The 16,686-nt window shown below is 58.8% G+C and carries 13 protein-coding genes; 7 read left to right on the forward strand and 6 right to left on the reverse strand.

What is annotated here, in order from left to right:
* Window positions 1-2 precede the first annotated feature (2 nt).
* Complete coding sequence (locus tag NCT04_RS18085; RefSeq protein ID WP_250466928.1) at window positions 3-1,766, forward strand: hypothetical protein; 1,764 nt, start codon at window positions 3-5, stop codon at window positions 1,764-1,766.
* Window positions 1,767-1,984: 218 nt separating this feature from the next.
* Here the strand turns inward: NCT04_RS18085 and NCT04_RS18090 are convergent, their stop codons facing one another.
* Window positions 1,985-3,067: a DUF1521 domain-containing protein gene (locus tag NCT04_RS18090; protein WP_250466929.1), complete on the reverse strand. Its 1,083-nt coding sequence runs from the start codon at window positions 3,065-3,067 to the stop codon at window positions 1,985-1,987.
* Between the two features lie 406 nt (window positions 3,068-3,473).
* Between NCT04_RS18090 and NCT04_RS34725 the strand changes: the two genes are divergently transcribed.
* The 6 genes from NCT04_RS34725 (at window position 3,474) to NCT04_RS18120 (ending at window position 10,762) form a co-directional block, all read left to right on the forward strand.
* Window positions 3,474-5,147, forward strand: a complete 1,674-nt coding sequence (locus tag NCT04_RS34725) for a YadA family autotransporter adhesin (RefSeq protein ID WP_350030016.1) — start codon at window positions 3,474-3,476, stop codon at window positions 5,145-5,147.
* Window positions 5,148-5,292: 145 nt separating this feature from the next.
* Complete coding sequence (locus NCT04_RS18100; protein WP_250466931.1) at window positions 5,293-5,838, forward strand: fimbrial protein; 546 nt, start codon at window positions 5,293-5,295, stop codon at window positions 5,836-5,838.
* Window positions 5,839-5,920: 82 nt separating this feature from the next.
* Entirely contained in the window at window positions 5,921-6,664 is a 744-nt protein-coding gene (locus NCT04_RS18105) for a fimbrial biogenesis chaperone (protein ID WP_250466933.1), read from the forward strand.
* A 219-nt stretch (window positions 6,665-6,883) separates the two neighbouring features.
* Window positions 6,884-9,397, forward strand: coding sequence for a fimbria/pilus outer membrane usher protein (locus NCT04_RS18110; protein ID WP_250466935.1), 2,514 nt, complete (start codon window positions 6,884-6,886; stop codon window positions 9,395-9,397).
* A complete protein-coding gene (locus NCT04_RS18115) occupies window positions 9,394-10,515 on the forward strand; it encodes a fimbrial protein (protein WP_250466938.1) in 1,122 nt (373 codons plus the stop codon). Before NCT04_RS18110 ends, NCT04_RS18115 begins: the two co-directional genes overlap by 4 nt.
* Before the next feature lie 106 nt (window positions 10,516-10,621).
* Window positions 10,622-10,762, forward strand: a complete 141-nt coding sequence (locus NCT04_RS18120) for a hypothetical protein (RefSeq protein WP_250466940.1) — start codon at window positions 10,622-10,624, stop codon at window positions 10,760-10,762.
* A 103-nt stretch (window positions 10,763-10,865) separates the two neighbouring features.
* Here the strand turns inward: NCT04_RS18120 and NCT04_RS18125 are convergent, their stop codons facing one another.
* Genes NCT04_RS18125 through NCT04_RS18145 form a run of 5 tightly spaced genes read right to left on the reverse strand, consistent with a single transcriptional unit; the run spans window position 10,866 to window position 16,684 of the window.
* The gene (locus tag NCT04_RS18125; RefSeq protein WP_250466942.1) at window positions 10,866-11,846 is read right to left on the reverse strand and encodes a UDP-glucuronic acid decarboxylase family protein; all 981 of its coding nucleotides are present in this window, start codon (window positions 11,844-11,846) and stop codon (window positions 10,866-10,868) included.
* A 21-nt stretch (window positions 11,847-11,867) separates the two neighbouring features.
* Entirely contained in the window at window positions 11,868-12,827 is a 960-nt protein-coding gene (locus NCT04_RS18130) for a glycosyltransferase family 4 protein (RefSeq protein ID WP_250466943.1), read from the reverse strand.
* Window positions 12,814-13,878, reverse strand: coding sequence for a glycosyltransferase family 9 protein (locus NCT04_RS18135; protein ID WP_250466945.1), 1,065 nt, complete (start codon window positions 13,876-13,878; stop codon window positions 12,814-12,816). Before NCT04_RS18135 ends, NCT04_RS18130 begins: the two co-directional genes overlap by 14 nt.
* The gene (locus tag NCT04_RS18140; RefSeq protein ID WP_250466947.1) at window positions 13,875-14,942 is read right to left on the reverse strand and encodes a glycosyltransferase family 2 protein; all 1,068 of its coding nucleotides are present in this window, start codon (window positions 14,940-14,942) and stop codon (window positions 13,875-13,877) included. The genes NCT04_RS18135 and NCT04_RS18140 overlap by 4 nt, the downstream gene beginning before the upstream one ends.
* Window positions 14,939-16,684 (reverse strand): carbamoyltransferase family protein, encoded by a 1,746-nt coding sequence (locus tag NCT04_RS18145; RefSeq protein WP_250466949.1) that lies wholly within the window; start codon window positions 16,682-16,684, stop codon window positions 14,939-14,941. Before NCT04_RS18145 ends, NCT04_RS18140 begins: the two co-directional genes overlap by 4 nt.
* Between the last annotated feature and the right edge of the window lie 2 nt (window positions 16,685-16,686).

Raw genomic sequence — 16,686 nt, forward strand, 5'->3', positions numbered from 1 at the left:
GCGTGCAGTCGCAGACAGTCGACTCGCAGGGCAAACCGCTGCGAACCGTCGATTACTCGAACCACGGCCCGGACGGCAGTTATCGCATCGATGTAAAAGACGGCAACGGCAAGACGATTCAACGAAGTGACTTCAACGGCGACGGTTCCGGCATCGAGCGCGGCTTCCATGGTGACGGCTCACGCCTGGAAACGACATTCGGCCCGTTGAAGTCAGACGCGGCTTCATTCGGTGCGCAAAGCCCGACGAAGCTGATGACACAGTACGATGCGCAGGGCCGCGAAAAGCAGAAGGACTATTTCGATCCCGATCAGGGCATCAACACGAATCAGGTCGTGACGCGTGCGGACGGCAGCAAGACGATGTACTCCTTCAACGACCAGGAAAAGGTCGGTTTGCAAAACGACTACGACGCGAAGGGGAAGCCGGTTGACACTTACCGCTACGACTCCGGCTCGGGCAAGGTATCGTCACACACTCATTTCAACGAGGACGGTAGCCGTACGGTGGATACGATCGACGCGGGCGGGAAAGGAACGCGCACGACCGCGACAAATGACGGTCAACGGTCCACGGCACAACCCGCGACCTTCAGCGCAGCGGAACAGCAAGCATTGAAGGAACATGGCGAGCGTGCGTCGAAGATCGTGCCGCCGCAGCCCGTCGGCGCAGATACCGCATTGGGCAATCAGCGGACCTACTTCGATCCGGCCTCGAATCGGCTGACGAATCAGGACATCAAAGAGCCTGACGGCAGCACGACGAGCTATGCGTATAACTCGATGAACCTGGTGGGCTACGAGCAGCACTTCGACCCGAACGGGCGCATTGTTTCCTCCAAGCACTACCCTCCGCATGACAGCCCGGACGTGATCATTCAATACGCGCCTGACGGCAGCCGTCAGGTCATGAGGCCAAACAATGGTCAGCCCACGATAGAGCACTACAATGCGGACGGGCAACTGACGCAAAAACAATCGCTCCTCGACGCCGGGTTCCGGACAGACAACTACGACGCGCAGGCCGGCCGCGTGGTCAACACGAATATGCGCAACAAGGACGGCAGTTATTCTGACTATGCGTACAACGATCTGGGGAACGTGGGTGCAAAGTTCGACTACGACTCAAAGGGTAAGGCCGTCTCGTCTGTCGCCTTCGACCGCAATGAAAACTCCGGCACGATCACGGCTGTGAACTACAACGCGGACGGCGGCCGTGACGTCACAAAGACGAACAGCGCCGGAACGACTGTCCGTTCCATTGGCGGCGAGGGTCGCAACTCGAACACGCAATCTCGTCCGATGACTTCGGCTGATCGTGCGAGTTTGAATCAATGGATGTGGGGCGCAGGCATGACGCCCGGACGGGGCGCGAACGAGCAGCAGACGCAAGCACAGCCGCAGACGCAAGCACAGACTCAGACGCAAGCACAGACTCAGACGCAAGCACAGACTCAGACGCAAGCACAGACTCAGACGCAAGCACAGACTCAGACGCAAGCACAGACTCAGACGCAAGCACAGACTCAGACGCAAGCACTGACGCAAACGCAAGCACTGACGCAAACGCAAGCACTGACGCAAACGCAAGCACAGACGCAAACGCAAGCACGGACGCAGACGCAAGCACAACCGCTGACGCAAGCACAACCGCAACCTCAAGCACAGCCGGAAGGTGGCTCGAATGCGGGAGCTTCCGTTGACCAGTCGACGGTGGCGTCTCCCAATGACGCAGCTGAAGACACTTCCTCGGGCGATGATGCCTGAGTCTGCCGAGCGCTAACGTGCCGCCACCTCACAGCGCTGTCAGCGGTGAGGTGGCGGCTCTCGAGCAGACGAGCCGTATCGAAAGAACCGTCCAGTTAGCGAAGGTGAGACGCGACTGCCGCGCCGTGCGCGATCAATTGGCGTGATGCCAGCGCCGCCGCCGGTGGCAGCTTCCGCTGACGCCGGCAGCCGACGCGCAAGCGCGCCGGGAAGGCTACTTAAGCCTTGAAGTCCGATGCAGTCACCGCCTGATGCGTCGGCGCATTGATCCACCCCGTGCCGCTCGAACTCGCGAAGAGGTTCATCCCATCGCGCGGAGTCTGCTGTGCCAGCGCGAAGCCGTCCTGACTGCGCTGCACGCTGAGCGGGGCGCTGTCTTGCTCGCTCAACCCATTGACGACATATGCCCGATTACCCTGCGTAACCGTCACGTTATCGGCGAAGGATACGTTCGAATTGCCGTTAGCCGGTGTCGTGCCGATGCTCACGCGGGTGTGATCCGGCAGGTTAAAGTCGATCGAGCCATTGAACATCCCGCTCGTCTGGTTCGGCGTACCCGAATTGAGATCGATATGCGGGTCGCCCCAGACCTTGGTTTGATTACCCGTCTTCTCATCGGTAAGGTTGATCGAGGACTTGGATTTGTCGAAGTCCAGCTTGTAATCGCCAAGGTCGATGGACGATTTTCCGTCGTGTACGCCCGTGTCCGACCATTGGCTTTGTTGACCCGCCGCGCCGTCACAGGCGTCCCCACGCATCCGGTTCAGGTAGCTGCTCGATTGCATGCTGCTGTATTGCATGTCCTGTCTCGGACTCTCACGCTCAAAGTACGAGTAATTGGCGGAACTCGCCGACTGGCTGAATCCGTCCGGGCCGCGTGACATTTGCTGCGAAGAATCACTAAAGTCGCCGCGCATCTGGTTCGAAAAGCCGCTCGGTTGCATGCTGTTGTACTGCATGTCCCGGCCAGGACTCTGACGCTCGAACGACGAGTAGCTGGCCGAAGTCGCCGACTGGCTGAATCCGTCCGGGCCGCGCGACATCTGCTGCGTCGAATAACTGAAGTTCGAACTGGACATGCTGCTGCCGCCGAATGCACGCGGCATGGCCGGCTGATTGAAGGGCTGACTGAAAGACTGGTTGAACGGCTGATTGAGCGACATGCCACCGTAGGGCATGGAAATCATCTGAAGCGGCCGATTGCTCGAAAAAGACGAGTTCTGTTCGAAACCGGTAGTCGAGGACGGAAACCTCGGCAGGTTCATCGAGAACGAGGCACGGCTGTCGAAATTTGCTTGCATGGTTAGATATCCTTGTAAATGGACGGATGTGCATAACTGAGTATCACAGAGCATCGGCGACCAATTTCCGTGATGGCTCGAAATTGCTCTGCAGAGGCAGTGTAGGTTTCGCAGATCTGCCCATGCACTAAATATTCAACGCGCGCGAAAGAAATCCGACATCGGGGGTCCCCGTCGAACGACATCGCTCGCATGTCTTGCCCCAAAAACGCACAAGTAATGAAGGAGTATCACCTTCGTCGCGTCCGGGATTTGTACGCTTCAGTCATGCGAATCACCTTCATGTTGGATGCCGCGTGCATTCGAGAAGTCGACCAAAATCTAATGAGGAAAACGAGTGACGTCATCCCGCGAATCGATCCACGTTGAACCAGCGCATGCCGCGGGTGTCGTCAAGACGGGCAGAGTGCGCAATGTCAAGCTCTTCAAACCGCGCGCGCTAACCGGTGCCGCGAAGGCTTTGCTCGTCGTGGGATTTGGCGGCACGGTTTCGTACGCTTCGGCGCAAGCCAGTGGAGACGCAGGTCACGAAAACGCAAGAGCGGCCAGGACGCGCGGCGATTATTCGTCGGTGGGCATGGACGATTCGAAATCGTTGAAGGCAGGCGCCATCGGCTCAGGCGTGTTGCAAGTCGAGTCATCCGAGCCGCTTCGATCGTTCGATTCCCCCAAGCTTCATTTGCGAGGCTGGCCGCACGATTCATCATTCGCGCAACGCTTCTCTATTAGATCCGATGCAACGGCAAGCAACGAGCTGCTGGCTAATACGATGCATACGCGGCCTCAACATGCCGTGTTCTTCGCCGCACCATTCGTGAGCAATGGGCTTGATAAAACCCCCGATTACGGCAAGGTATTCGACACGCACATGACCGTGCGTTCGTCCACGCCTTTATCGCACGACGCATCAAAACGACGCGCGCCACCGGACAAGCTTGCGGGCCATGTGCAAAGATTCACTAAGCGGCACGCCGCCCACGCGCGAGTTCATCAAGGCGTTGGGACACCGATGCATTCCAACCGAACGAGGCGGGTTGCGCCGCGAGTCGCGCATCACGCTGAGGGCGCATGGAAGCATCGTCACCACGCAGTCGTTTCGGGCAGCGGCATGGTCACCGCGCGGGTTGATGACATCGCCGCGCACTTGGATCATACGCGGCACGACGCGCCGGAAACGTCGCTTTATGCACTGGGACAGCAGCGCGCTGCGCAGATGCCACAGATGCCACAGATGCCACAGATGCCACAGATGCCACAGATGACGCCAGCCTTGATGGCAGACGTCGCCAATGTCAACACGGCCGCAGCCCATCCCGCGAGTCGACTCGTCGCCACCAGGTTGAGCGCGGATGAACCGGAAATCGTTCTCGGCGATGTAGTGAGTCGTTCCTTGGATCAAAAGCCAACAGTACGTTTAAAGGAGGCCAGAAGCCCCATAACGAGTCTTGCCGCGCGGCCTGACTCAACGCCTCCGAATGCCGAAGACGTAAGCCATGCCGCGCAACGACCGGAACTGGCAGAAGGGCCACACGCTGCAATGCGGGCATCGATTGGCCCTCCTTCGACCAAGGGCACGGCAACCGTAGCGGTGGGCAACGATGCAATCGCCCTTGGTGCACATGCGAGCGCTTTTGGCGATTCCGCGATGGCAAGCGGCGAAAATGCCGTGGCAATAGGTGCGAATTCGCTAGCCGACCGGGATAACACGGTGTCGGTCGGCAGCACGGGCCACGAGCGCCAGATCACGAACGTCGGGGCTGCAACGACGCGCACCGACGCGATCAACCTTGGACAACTCAACGACGCCATCGGCGGCGTGAACGGTCGTATCGACGATGTCGATCGCGCCGCGCGACGAGGTATTGCAGCGGCTTCAGCACTCAACATTGCCACGCCGTATTTGCCGGGGCGGACCACGTTCAATGCAGGCATGGCGAGCTATCGCGGTCAGGCGGCGCTCGGTATAGGCGTTTCAAGCTGGAATCGTAAAGGAACGGTGAACTATAACCTTGGCGTTTCTACAGCAGGCGGCAATAGCACCATCGTGCGCGTCGGTATGGGCATCGTACTAGGCGCGTGAGCGAAGAGGAACTGCGAATCTTTATAACATCGAGGAGGAGCCGGGGTTGGCCAGATGACCCAACGATCCATTCGGAATCGAACTGGCAGTTTATGTAGTACTACCAATATCGCAAGAAATTCAGGTTACGTGGAGAATTTATCAAATGAAGAAATCTGTTGTCGCAACGCTTTTCGCGGGTGTCTTTGCCGTGTTTACCGGCAGTGCTTTCGCATCTGACGGAACCATCACGTTCAACGGCGCGCTGACTGCCTCCACCTGCGCCATCAACGGCAATGGGACTTCGGCCAAGGACTTCACGGTCAAGCTGCCGACGATCTCGGCCAGTACGCTGAAAGCCGCAGGCGAGACAGCCGGAACGACGTCCTATCAGATCGCTTTGACGGGATGCACCCCGGTGACGAGCTCCAGCAAGGCAGCGGTCTTCTACGAAGCCGGCACCTCGGTCGATCCCGCCGACGGCCGACTGACCGTCACGGCTGGCGGTGCCAGCAACGTCAAGATGCAGTTGTTGAACCTGGATGGCAGTCGAATCAAGGCGGGCTATTCGACCGATCTCCAAAACTCGAAGGCTGCCGACATCTCGTCCGGTTCGGCAACGCTTAGCTACAACGTTCAGTACTACGCAACTGGCGTAACCACCGCCGGTGCGGCCAACTCTTCTGTCGTTTATAGCATCGACTATCAGTAAAGCGACACGCGGGCCACGGAGATCGTCATGTCATCGCGGCCCGCCGTTCACTGCAACGTCTTGACGACGAGACACAACGCCAATGAAACTCGCGATAAAGATCCTCACGATTGCAACCCTGGGCACGGTGATGCTCGCGCGCACGCACGATGCTGAAGCATCGGTGGTTATTGCAGGAACTCGCGTCATCTATAACCAAAGCGACTCCGAGGTCACGGTCAAGTTGACGAACAACGGCAAGCTCCCTGGCCTGGTGAAGGTGTGGATCGACAATGGTAATCCGGACACCGCGCCGGACACCATCGAGGTTCCGTTCGCCATCACACCGTCCATCATGCGGATCGATCCGGACAAGTCTCAGACTTTGCGGATCATGTCATCAGGCGAGCCTTTGCCCGCGGATAGGGAATCGATCCTTTACTTGAACGTGCTGGAGGTTCCGCCCAAACCAACGGGCGATGAGGCGGACGCGAATCAGCTACAACTTGCGTTCCGCTCACGTATCAAGTTCTTCTATCGGCCAAGCGCACTGAAGGGTCAACCTGATAGCGCGTCCGGACAGGTCGTGTGGCAAATAAAGCCTGGCGACGCCGCCAACAAGATCGCGGCATTCAATCCCAGCCAGTACTTCGTCTCCTTCGATCGAATCACGCTAACCGACGGCGCGCGCACCGCCGTGTTCGATGAGGGCGGGATGGTTGGTCCAGGTGAGACCCGAGTCTTCGCGCTAACCGGCGACATTTTGGGTCCAGGCGCGAAGTTGCACTACACAGCAATCAACGATTACGGCGGACCACAAGAGGGTGAGGCCGACTTGCAGCCGTGAGCAGGAGATATCGAAGCTGCTGACACACAAACGGCAATGCGGTTTTGTAGCGAACCAAACGCCAATCATACAGACAGGACGCGCTGATGCAGGCCAGGTCTCATGCGTAAGGCTTGCCTTTGAGATGGAATTTCGGAATCCGTAATGAAAGCAAGAAAACATAAAAGCAATGAGCCTCAACCCAGGCTCAAGCCAATAAGTGTCTGTACGATACAGGCATTGGCGGCGATTGGTGTAAGCGCTCATGCGTGGGGTGTATCCGCGCAAGTTGCAGCGGTCGAATTCAACGAGCAATTTCTCGACACGGGCGACGGCGGGAAAGTCGACATCTCTCGCTTCAACCAGGGACAGCGCGTATTGCCTGGCACCTATCGCTCCGACCTCTACGTGAACGATGTCTGGAAAGGCAAGCTCGATATCGAGCTACGCGAACCCACGCCCGGGACCGGGACAGTGCATCCGTGCGTCACGACCGGATGGCTCGAAAAGTCCGGCGTGGACTTGAGGAAGCTTTCGCCCGAGGCATCCGCAAGGCTAGAGAACGACAGCGGGGAATGCCTTGAACTTCCCGACTTGATACAGAACGCGACTGCAACGTTCGACAGCGGCGAACAGCGGCTCGATGTAAGCGTGCCGCAGATCGTCATGCTCAAACGTGCGCGTGGCTATGTCGATCCGAAGTATTGGGATGATGGCGTGCCAGCCGCGTTGCTTCAATATTCCGCAAACGCTTATCACAGCGAGTCGGGAAGCGCCCGAACCGACACGCAATACCTCGGCGTCAACGCCGGTCTCAACGCCGGACCGTGGCGCTTTCGCTATCAGGGAAACCTTACGCGCGGGAATCTCGGCGGGCAGCATTATCAAAGCGTGCAGACTTACGTGCAGCGCGCGTTCAAGGACATCAAGAGCCAATTCATTGCAGGCGACACCTTCACCGACGGCGCGCTGTTCGACAGCTACGGCGTGCGAGGCGTGACGCTAGGCACGGATGACCGGATGGTTCCCGAGTCGCAGCGCGGCTATGCGCCAGTCGTTCGGGGCATTGCAAGCAGCAATGCGAAAGTGCAGATTCGCCAGAACGGCAACGTGATCTACGAGACGACGGTCGCGCCCGGTGCGTTCGAAATCGACGATCTCTACCCCACGGGCTATGGTGGAAATCTGGAGGTACTTGTTACGGAGGCGGACGGTACGACCCACGTTTCCTCGATTCCATATGCCGCTGCCGTCAACGCGCTGCGCCCCGGTGTAACACGCTATAGCGCGGCAATTGGCGAGTATCGCGACCCGGCCGTGAGAATTCATCCGTTCGTATCTCAGTTCACGGTTCAGCGCGGCATGAGTAACCGTGTGACGCTGTATGGCGGTATCACCGGTGCGGACATGTATTTCTCCGCGCTCGCCGGCGTGGCGCTCAATACAAAATTCGGCGCATTCGGGTTCGACGTGACGGAATCGAGCGCGAGCTTCAAGGGCTTCGGAACACGGAATGGGACGAGCGCTCGCCTAAGCTATGCCCGAATGTTCGAGCCGACCAACACCAACATTGCAATCGCGGCCTATCGATGTTCGACTGGCGGTTTTCTGAGCCTGCCAGATGCGGCCACGACGCGTCAACTGATCAGCGATCATCAGCTCGGTTCGATGTCCGCTCCTCAAAAGTCGCGCTTGCAGTTCACGCTGAATCAAGGACTAGGCGATAGCGGACGCTTTGGCGCCATCTACGCGGTGGGCTCGCTCACGACATACTGGAACCGGACATCGCGCGATACGCAGTTTCAGCTCGGCTACAACAATAGCTGGAAGCGCCTGACCTACGGGGCGTCGGTCATCCGTCAATACCAGGTGGACAACAAGCGATGGGATAACCGCTTCATGTTGACGGCGATGGTGCCGCTCGGTTGGGGCTCGCACGCTCCTCAGTCTTCGACCAGCTTTCAGCACGACACCGGCAACGGCAACTCCAGCCTTCAGGAATCGGTGACGGGCACGCTTGGCTCGGACAGCGCGCTTTCATATGGCATGAATGCGTCGTTCAGCGATGGCGATCGAACGAGCGGCAATACCGCCAGCGTGGGTGGAAATCTAGGCTATGTATCGCCATTTTCCTCGCTGTCGGTCAACGCAAGCAAGGGACGCGACTACTCGCAATACGGCGCGGGCATTTCCGGTGGCGTGGTGGCCTGGAAAGGCGGCGCGGCATTCGCGCCAAACATGAGCGACACCGTCGCCGTCATCGAAGCGAAAGACGCGGCGGGCGCAAGGCTCGCGAATGGCGCAGGTCTTCGTGTTGATCAATGGGGACACGCCATCGTCTCCGGCGTGCAGCCTTATTCCGACAACGAGGTCGAGATCGATCCTAAAGGGCTACCGCTCAACGTGCAACTCAAGTCGACCGTACAACGCGCTACGCCGACTGCGGGCGCCGTGGTGAAACTCGAGTTCGACACTGAGAACACCGGCAAGCCCGCCCTGATGCATGTTCTTCAGGCAAGCGGCAAGCCGCTTCCGTTCGGCGCGCAAGTTTCGGATGGCAAGGACGACACCGTGGGCACCGTGGCGCAGGGCAGCCGCATCATTGCCACCGGACTCAAGAGCGATGAGGGAACGCTCAATGTCAAATGGGGAGACGCTCCAGAGCAGCGTTGCGTGGTTCGCTACGCGTTGCCAAAAATGCCGCTGGCCAGCACGCCTAATTCACTTAGCATAGCTGATGGAGTCTGCCGATGATCCTCGACAGATCACTTGAGATCATAACTTCGATGAACCGTTTAAACACAATCGTCCGTGCCGTTGCACGGCATGCAGCGGCCTGGCTTATGCTGGCCGGATTGATTCCTTCCGCCGCATGGGCCAGTGCGTCTTGCCATTCCAACTACAGCGCATTCACGCTTTCTTTTCCGTCTACGATAGCCGTGGCGCGCGACCTGCCCGACGGATCGCTTCTGAGTGCATGGTCCGTGTCTGCGGCCACCCCAAACTATTGGACCTGCACTGTGTCCGATGGCTGGTACACCGGCACCGATTTCGAGCTGGCAGGTATCGTCGCCGGTGCGCCAACCCGCTATAAAGCCTCCTACAATGGCGTCGAATTTTCGGTCTATGCGACTAATGTGCCTGGCATCGGGATCGCACTTGGAGGAACAGTCTATGCCGCTAAAACGCAATACGGCCCGTGGGACTTTCCGGTTCTAGGATACGAGAGAAACAATGTCGGTAGCCCGGTGGACAATGGCGGCCAGCTCATAGCGGCCCTCGTGAAGATCGGTGACGTTACCCCGGGTACAGTTTCCGGATTGATCGCGAGGGCCTTCTCGTGGGAGACCGCCGGGAAAAGTCCTCCTGGATACAACGCGGCTTCGGGTTCGATCGACTTCAACATGACGCCGGTGATCATCACCGTTCTGACATGCCGCACACCCGACGTAACGGTGCCAATGGGAACGCTAGCCCTGACGGACCTGCCGGCATTGGGACCCGCACCGCGCAAGTCGGCATCTTTCAATCTGAGCTTTGACAACTGTCCCGCAGGCACGTCCGTGGAGGGCACTTCGGCGGGCATGATCCATAGTGTTCAGTACCGGATCGATCCGGCGAATGGGACGGTGTCGGGCTTCAGCAATGTTGCGGCACTAAGCGGCACGCCTTCGGCAGGAGGCGTCGGCATTCAGCTATTCGACGGCGCGGGCGCGGCAATTCCGTTTGGAACGAACCTTACCTTGAATGGTTTCAACGGAGCATTCGCTTCGAGTCACACCGTCGCAATGACCGCACGTTATTACCGGACAGGTCCGTTATCCCCCGGTCCGGCCAACACGACAATGACAATGACCATGTACTACCAGTAGTAATGCGATCGACGTGAAGATGTGCGCTCCCCGACCTCGCGGAAGGGGTAGATCGGCTCACTTGCGGGCCACGTTCATTTACTTGTTTAACCGAAAGGAGTTTCAAATGGAATACATCAAGCGCGACGCCTTGGCTTACGCGTCGGTGGCCGGTGGCAGCGCGAAGGCGTCGAGTAGTTCGTCTGCGTCGACGAACGTGAGCATCGTAATCAGTGCACCGGTTCCACATGGCAACCAGAAGGGATGATGCATTAGCCCATCCGTAAAGCAGGCAAGACCTGCGTTTCGCTTGTCTTTAAAGCGAAGGCCGCCCTTGATTCTCTGAAAGCGGCCTTCGTCCTACCTCGCATTCAACTGGCGAACGTCGCCATCGTGCGTTGCGCCTCGGTGATCTGGCGGAAGTACCGCGCCGTACGCTGCAAGCCTTCATCGAGTTCTGTCACGGGTTGCCAGTCGAGCAGCGTGCGCGCCTGCGTGATATCCGGTTGACGATGCCACGGATCATCCATCGGCAATGGATGAAACACGATCTCGGAACTCGAACCCGTCAACGCGATGATGCGTTTGGCAATGTCCAGCATCGAAAGTTCGTGCGGGTTGCCTAGATTGACTGGACCCGTGACGTCATCGGGCGTGTTCATGAGGCGGATGAAGGCGTCGACCATATCGTCGACATAACAGAAGGAGCGTGTCTGCGTGCCTTCGCCATAAACGGTGATCGGCTCGTTGGCGAGCGCCTGCATCATGAAGTTGGACACCACGCGGCCATCGGCGGGATGCATGCGCGGCCCATACGTATTGAAGATTCTCGCGATCTTGATGTTGAGGCCATGCTGCCGCCGATAATCCATGAAGAGTGTTTCGGCGCAACGCTTGCCTTCGTCATAGCAAGAACGCGGACCGATAGGATTTACATTGCCCCAATAGGCTTCTTGTTGCGGATGCACACGTGCGTCACCGTACACTTCACTCGTCGATGCCTGAAAGATGCGCGCCTTCACACGCTTGGCGAGACCCAACATGTTGATCGCGCCATGCACGCTCGTCTTCGTGGTCTGAACGGGATCGTACTGGTAATGAATGGGCGAAGCGGGGCATGCGAGGTTATAGATCTGGTCCACTTCCACATAGAGCGGAAACGTCACGTCGTGGCGCATTAGTTCGAAATTCGCGCTGTCCAGCAGATGCGCGATGTTGTCCTTCGTGCCGGTATAAAAATTGTCGACGCACAAGACATCGTGTCCTTGAGCGAGCAGGCGTTCGCATAGATGCGAGCCGAGAAAGCCCGCACCTCCCGTGACCAGAATGCGCTTGCGAAAGGCTTCCTTCATGGATGTTCTCTAAAATGATGTTTAGCTGCAGACGTGACGCAGCGTGGCTTCCCACTCGGCTGCGAAGCGATCGATATGAAAGCGTTCCAACGCCACCTTGCGTGCACCTTCACCGAGCCGGCGCGCCTCGGCGGGATCGCGTAGAAGGTGTTGCATGGCATCGATCAACTGGTCCGTATCGGTATGGATGAAGCCGCTCTCGCCGTTGCGAATGACGGTTGCAAGCTCGGTCGTCGCGAGGCCGACAATAGGCATGCCTATCGTCATCGCCTCGACGCTTGCGAGACCGAGGCTCGTCCAGCGAATCGGATTAAAAAAGAAACGGTATTGCGCGCTGAAAGACGCGAGATCGAGATTGCCGATCTCGCCGAGTCCTCCCGCTGCGTGAGCATCCATGCCGACTAGGTCGAGCGGCACACGCCGCGCGGCTTCGGTGAATACATCGTGACCGAGCCTGCGTCCACGCTGCTTCAGATGATTGATGATGACAATGCCGCGTTCTTTCTCGCCGCTATAGCGCACGCTGTCGGGCACCACAACACCATGTTCGATCACCTGCGTCGGCGTCTCGCCGCTGTCCCACATGAGGCGGTTGAAGTGGGTCACATGCACGAGCAGGGTGTCGCGGTCTTGCACCCAATGCCGCTGTTCGAAGGCATTTTCCTGCGGCGGATCATGCTCGATATAGACGCGCGGCAAGCGGCGTTGTGCGTTGCTCAAGAGGTTCAAGCGGTCGTCGTCCCAATGCGTGCGATGCTGAAAGAGCACGACATCGAAATCTTGCGAAGCCAATTCGTCATAAGGCACTTCGTGGACATTGTCGCCCCACGGCAAGACGCCGACCTTGCCCGCGTAGCCCGGAGGATGGCCGGGCTTCGTGACGAGATAGAAGTCGTGCTTCGCTTGACTCAAGTAGTACATGTAGTTGCCGTGCACGTGCCATGTCAGAACACGCAGGCGTCGGTTGTCAGCAGTGAGCATGGATCGGGGCCGTATGAAATCGAGGTTCGGGCAGCTGCGCATGTGCGACATCCAGTACCTGTGCAACACTGATATTCAGCGCGCATGGATGCCCATACGGGCAGTCGCGAAACGAGCAGGGACGACAGGACGGATAATCCGCCAGCACGCGATGACGTTCATGGTCGAGCGGCGCCCAGCGGCGCGTGTCGCTACCTGACGCGATGACGACGCTTTTTGTGCGCATTGCCGCCGCGATATGCGATATGCCGGTGTCGTTGCAGACAACGAGTTGCGCCTTCGCTACGAGCGCGGCGAGGCCGCCTAGCGATGTCTTTCCGGTCAGGTCGATTGCATCGCAGCCTTCCAGTGCCCGCGCTATATGCGACGTGATCGGCGCTTCTCCCGCGCTGCCAGTCAATGCGATCTGCCAACCCGCATGGGCAAGCGATAAAGCCACTTGCGCAAAGCGTTCGGCGGGCCAGCGGCGTGAAGGCAGTTGCGAACCCGCATGCACGAGCACGAGTCGCGTGGAATCGAGTTCATAAGCATCGAGCAATCCGGCGCACTCTCGGATGTCTTCGTCGCTCAATGGGATGTCGAGATCGGTATGGCTTGCATCGATACCGAGCGCATCCATCAGCGCGTTATAGCGTGCTATCTCGGGTAGCGTATCGGGCCAGGGAATGAAGACGCCTTCGCGCATCGCTTCATCAGGCTTCAGATAGCCGGCGTTCAAACGCGCGCCCATTCGTTCGACGATATCGTTCGCCACACCGCCGCTGCCATGCAGCTGAATCGCAAGATCGAAGCGGCGCTCCTGCATCGCGCTCCAGAATGACGGCAAACCCGCATCGGTTTCTTCCTGCTCGGGAAAACCGACAGCGCCGGGAAAGGGAACGAGTTCATCGATCAGCGAACGATAGCGCGTCACGAAACTGCTTGCCCACGGTAGCCCTATCAGCACGATATGCGCACGCGGATGAGCAGCTCGTAACGCGCGCAACGCGGGGACGCAGCAGAGCATGTCGCCAAGCTGCAAAGCCCTGAAAATAGCGATGCGTTCGATCATACGAACACCACGCGAAATTTGAAGGCGCCGTATAGCCGCCAGTAGATCGAGAGAAACGGAATCCACAGCGACGTCCACGCCATTTCGAGCACGTGCGATGGCGTAAGCGCTGTCTTCATCAGGCGCTTTACACAGAACCAACCGCTCATGGCGAGCCACGCAATCACGCAGGCAATGGCGAGCGAGTTGAAACGCAGTGCGTAAGCGACGATGGCCGCCACGACCACCGCGAGGATCATGTAATACAACACGGGCGGCGTGCTGCGTATGCGCGATCTGAACAGCGCAGGATGCTTCTTGTAAAGCAACGCATCGAACTGACTCTTCTTCTGTTGCGACAAGCTCACGCCCCAACGTGCGGGGCGCACGGGGTGCAACACCATCGCATCGTGCGAACGGACGATATGCGCGCCGCTGCGCAGGAGCTGGAATTGCAGATCCGAATCTTCGCGCCACGCAGATGTAAAACGCGCATCGAATCCGCCTATACGGTCCATCGCGGAGCGCTTGACGAAGGTATTGGCCGTTGCGAACTCCGCGCTTGAAAGACCTGCTGCGTCCTGCTCGTAGTCGGTCGGCCGCGCGGGAAGCGGCACGACGATGCGTCCCGACACCGCATCCGCGCCGGCATCGAGCGCGGCGACGCCCGCACTTAGCCACTGCGCATCGGGGATGGTGTCGTCATCGGTGAATGCGATGAAACGTGACTGCGCCGCACGCCATCCCGCGTTGCGCGCACCCGCAGGCCCTTGCGTCGCGGTGACGGGAACATAGCGAATACGCGGGCCGCGCGGTTCGGTTGTCTCGCATTCGCGCGCAAGCGCCATGACCTTGGCGCGCGTGGCATCATCGGGACCGTCGTCGCAGACGATGATCTCGTAACGCGATGCGCGCATGTCCTGCGCCATCACCGCGCGCAAGCATCGTTCGAGCATGTCGGGACGACGATAAGTCGGCACGACTACGCTCACGTCGTACGCGAACGATGATGGCGTTACCGCGCTCTCGCTCCTTTCGAAAGCGTCGGCGCCATCGAAGCTAAAGCCGCCGGAAACCGTGCTCATGCATGTGCTCCGGGTTTTTCGATTAAGAAAGAACCGATTACGAGCGCATCGAGCGGCGACGTCCAGAAAGATTCGAGCGCATCGCGCGGCGAGTTGACCATCGGTTCGCCACGCGTGTTGAACGACGTGTTGACGAGCACCGGTACGCCCGTGCGTGCCTTGAATGCGGCGAGCAGGTCGTAATAGAGCGGATGTTGCGAGCGGTTCACGGTCTGTACGCGCGCCGTGCCATCGATATGCGTCACGGCCGGAATCTTCGGCTTCATCTCTTCGCGCACGTCGAAGACGAAGAGCATGAAAGGCGCCACGCATGCATCGACGAACCAGTCGACCGCGTGTTCTTCCATGACCACCGGCGCAACAGGACGGAAGTCTTCACGATCCTTGATCTCGTTGAGCTTCGCTTGCATGGACGGATCGATCGGCGATGCAAGTATCGAACGTGCGCCGAGTGCGCGCGGTCCGAATTCCGTGCGGCCCTGATACCAACCGATCACGCGATTCCGCGCGAGCAGATCGGCTGTTTCGCCCGCGACGTTATCGAGCTTCCGATACGGCGCCTTGGCCCACTTGAGAAACTGTTCGACTTCATTGTCGTCATAACGCGGGCCGAGATATGCGTGATCCATGCGCCATTTGCGGCTGCGGTCGCCTTGCTTCTCTCGTTCGCGATAGTCCGTCCAAAGCGCCGCGCCCAGCGCGGTACCGGCATCGCCGGCCGCAGGTTGCACCCAGATCTCTTCGAACGGGCCACGGTCGCGCAGACGCGCGTTCATCACGCAATTGAGCGCCACGCCGCCTGCCATCGCGAGCTTCGATAAACCAGTTCGCTCGTGCAACCACTTTGCCAATTCGAGCGCCGTGTCTTCGAGCACGACTTGCAACGAGTGCGCGATATCGTAATGATGCTGATCGAGCGGACCGCCGCGTTCACGACGCCGACCGAAGCGTTCTTCCAGGCGCGGGGCATCGACGGTGTAAGTGCCGTCATGCCGATAGTTCACGATCTCGCGAAACTGGTCCACGTAAGCCGGCTTGCCGAACGAAGCCAGCGCCATGACCTTGTACTCGTCCGAGGAATGCAGAAAGCCCAGATAGTCGGTGACGGTCTCATATAGCAGCCCGAGCGAATGCGGCAGTTCCACCTGTTTGACGCGCTCGTACTGTCCGTTGACGAATTGCCCGAGACTCGTTGTTACGCCTTCACCGCGTCCGTCCATGGTAAGCACGGCGGTATCTTCGAAGGGCGCAGCGAGAAACGCGCTCGCTTCATGCGACAGATGATGATCGACGTAATGCCAGTCGAACCGCGGCGCGCGTCCGCCGCTTGCGAAACGCTTCTTCAGATGATGCGGCGCGCCATCCACCAATTGACCGCGCGCATTGACGATATAGCTTAAAAAAAGCGGGTCCCAAGGCGATTCGGATGGGTTGCCGCTCGAATGCTCGGACGGCATGAACGGCAACGCAATGCTCGCTTTAGGCTGCCGTGGCATGGCGGAAAGCAAATGCGGGTCGTATGAATAGGCGACATGATCGACATCCGCCAGTTCGATACCAGCCTCTTTAAGGCAATAGTCGATAGCGTCGAAGGGCAATTGCCATGTCGAAAACGGCACCGGACGCTTCGCATGCTTGACGTGCGTGAAGCGTTCGTCTTCCGCTGCCGCAACAACGACACCGTCCTTGATCAGCGCAGCCGCGCTGTCGTGATAGACCGCATTGATTCCGAGGGTGTACATGG

Source organism: Caballeronia sp. GAFFF2 (assembly GCF_023631485.1).
Taxonomy (GTDB): Bacteria; Pseudomonadota; Gammaproteobacteria; order Burkholderiales; family Burkholderiaceae; genus Caballeronia.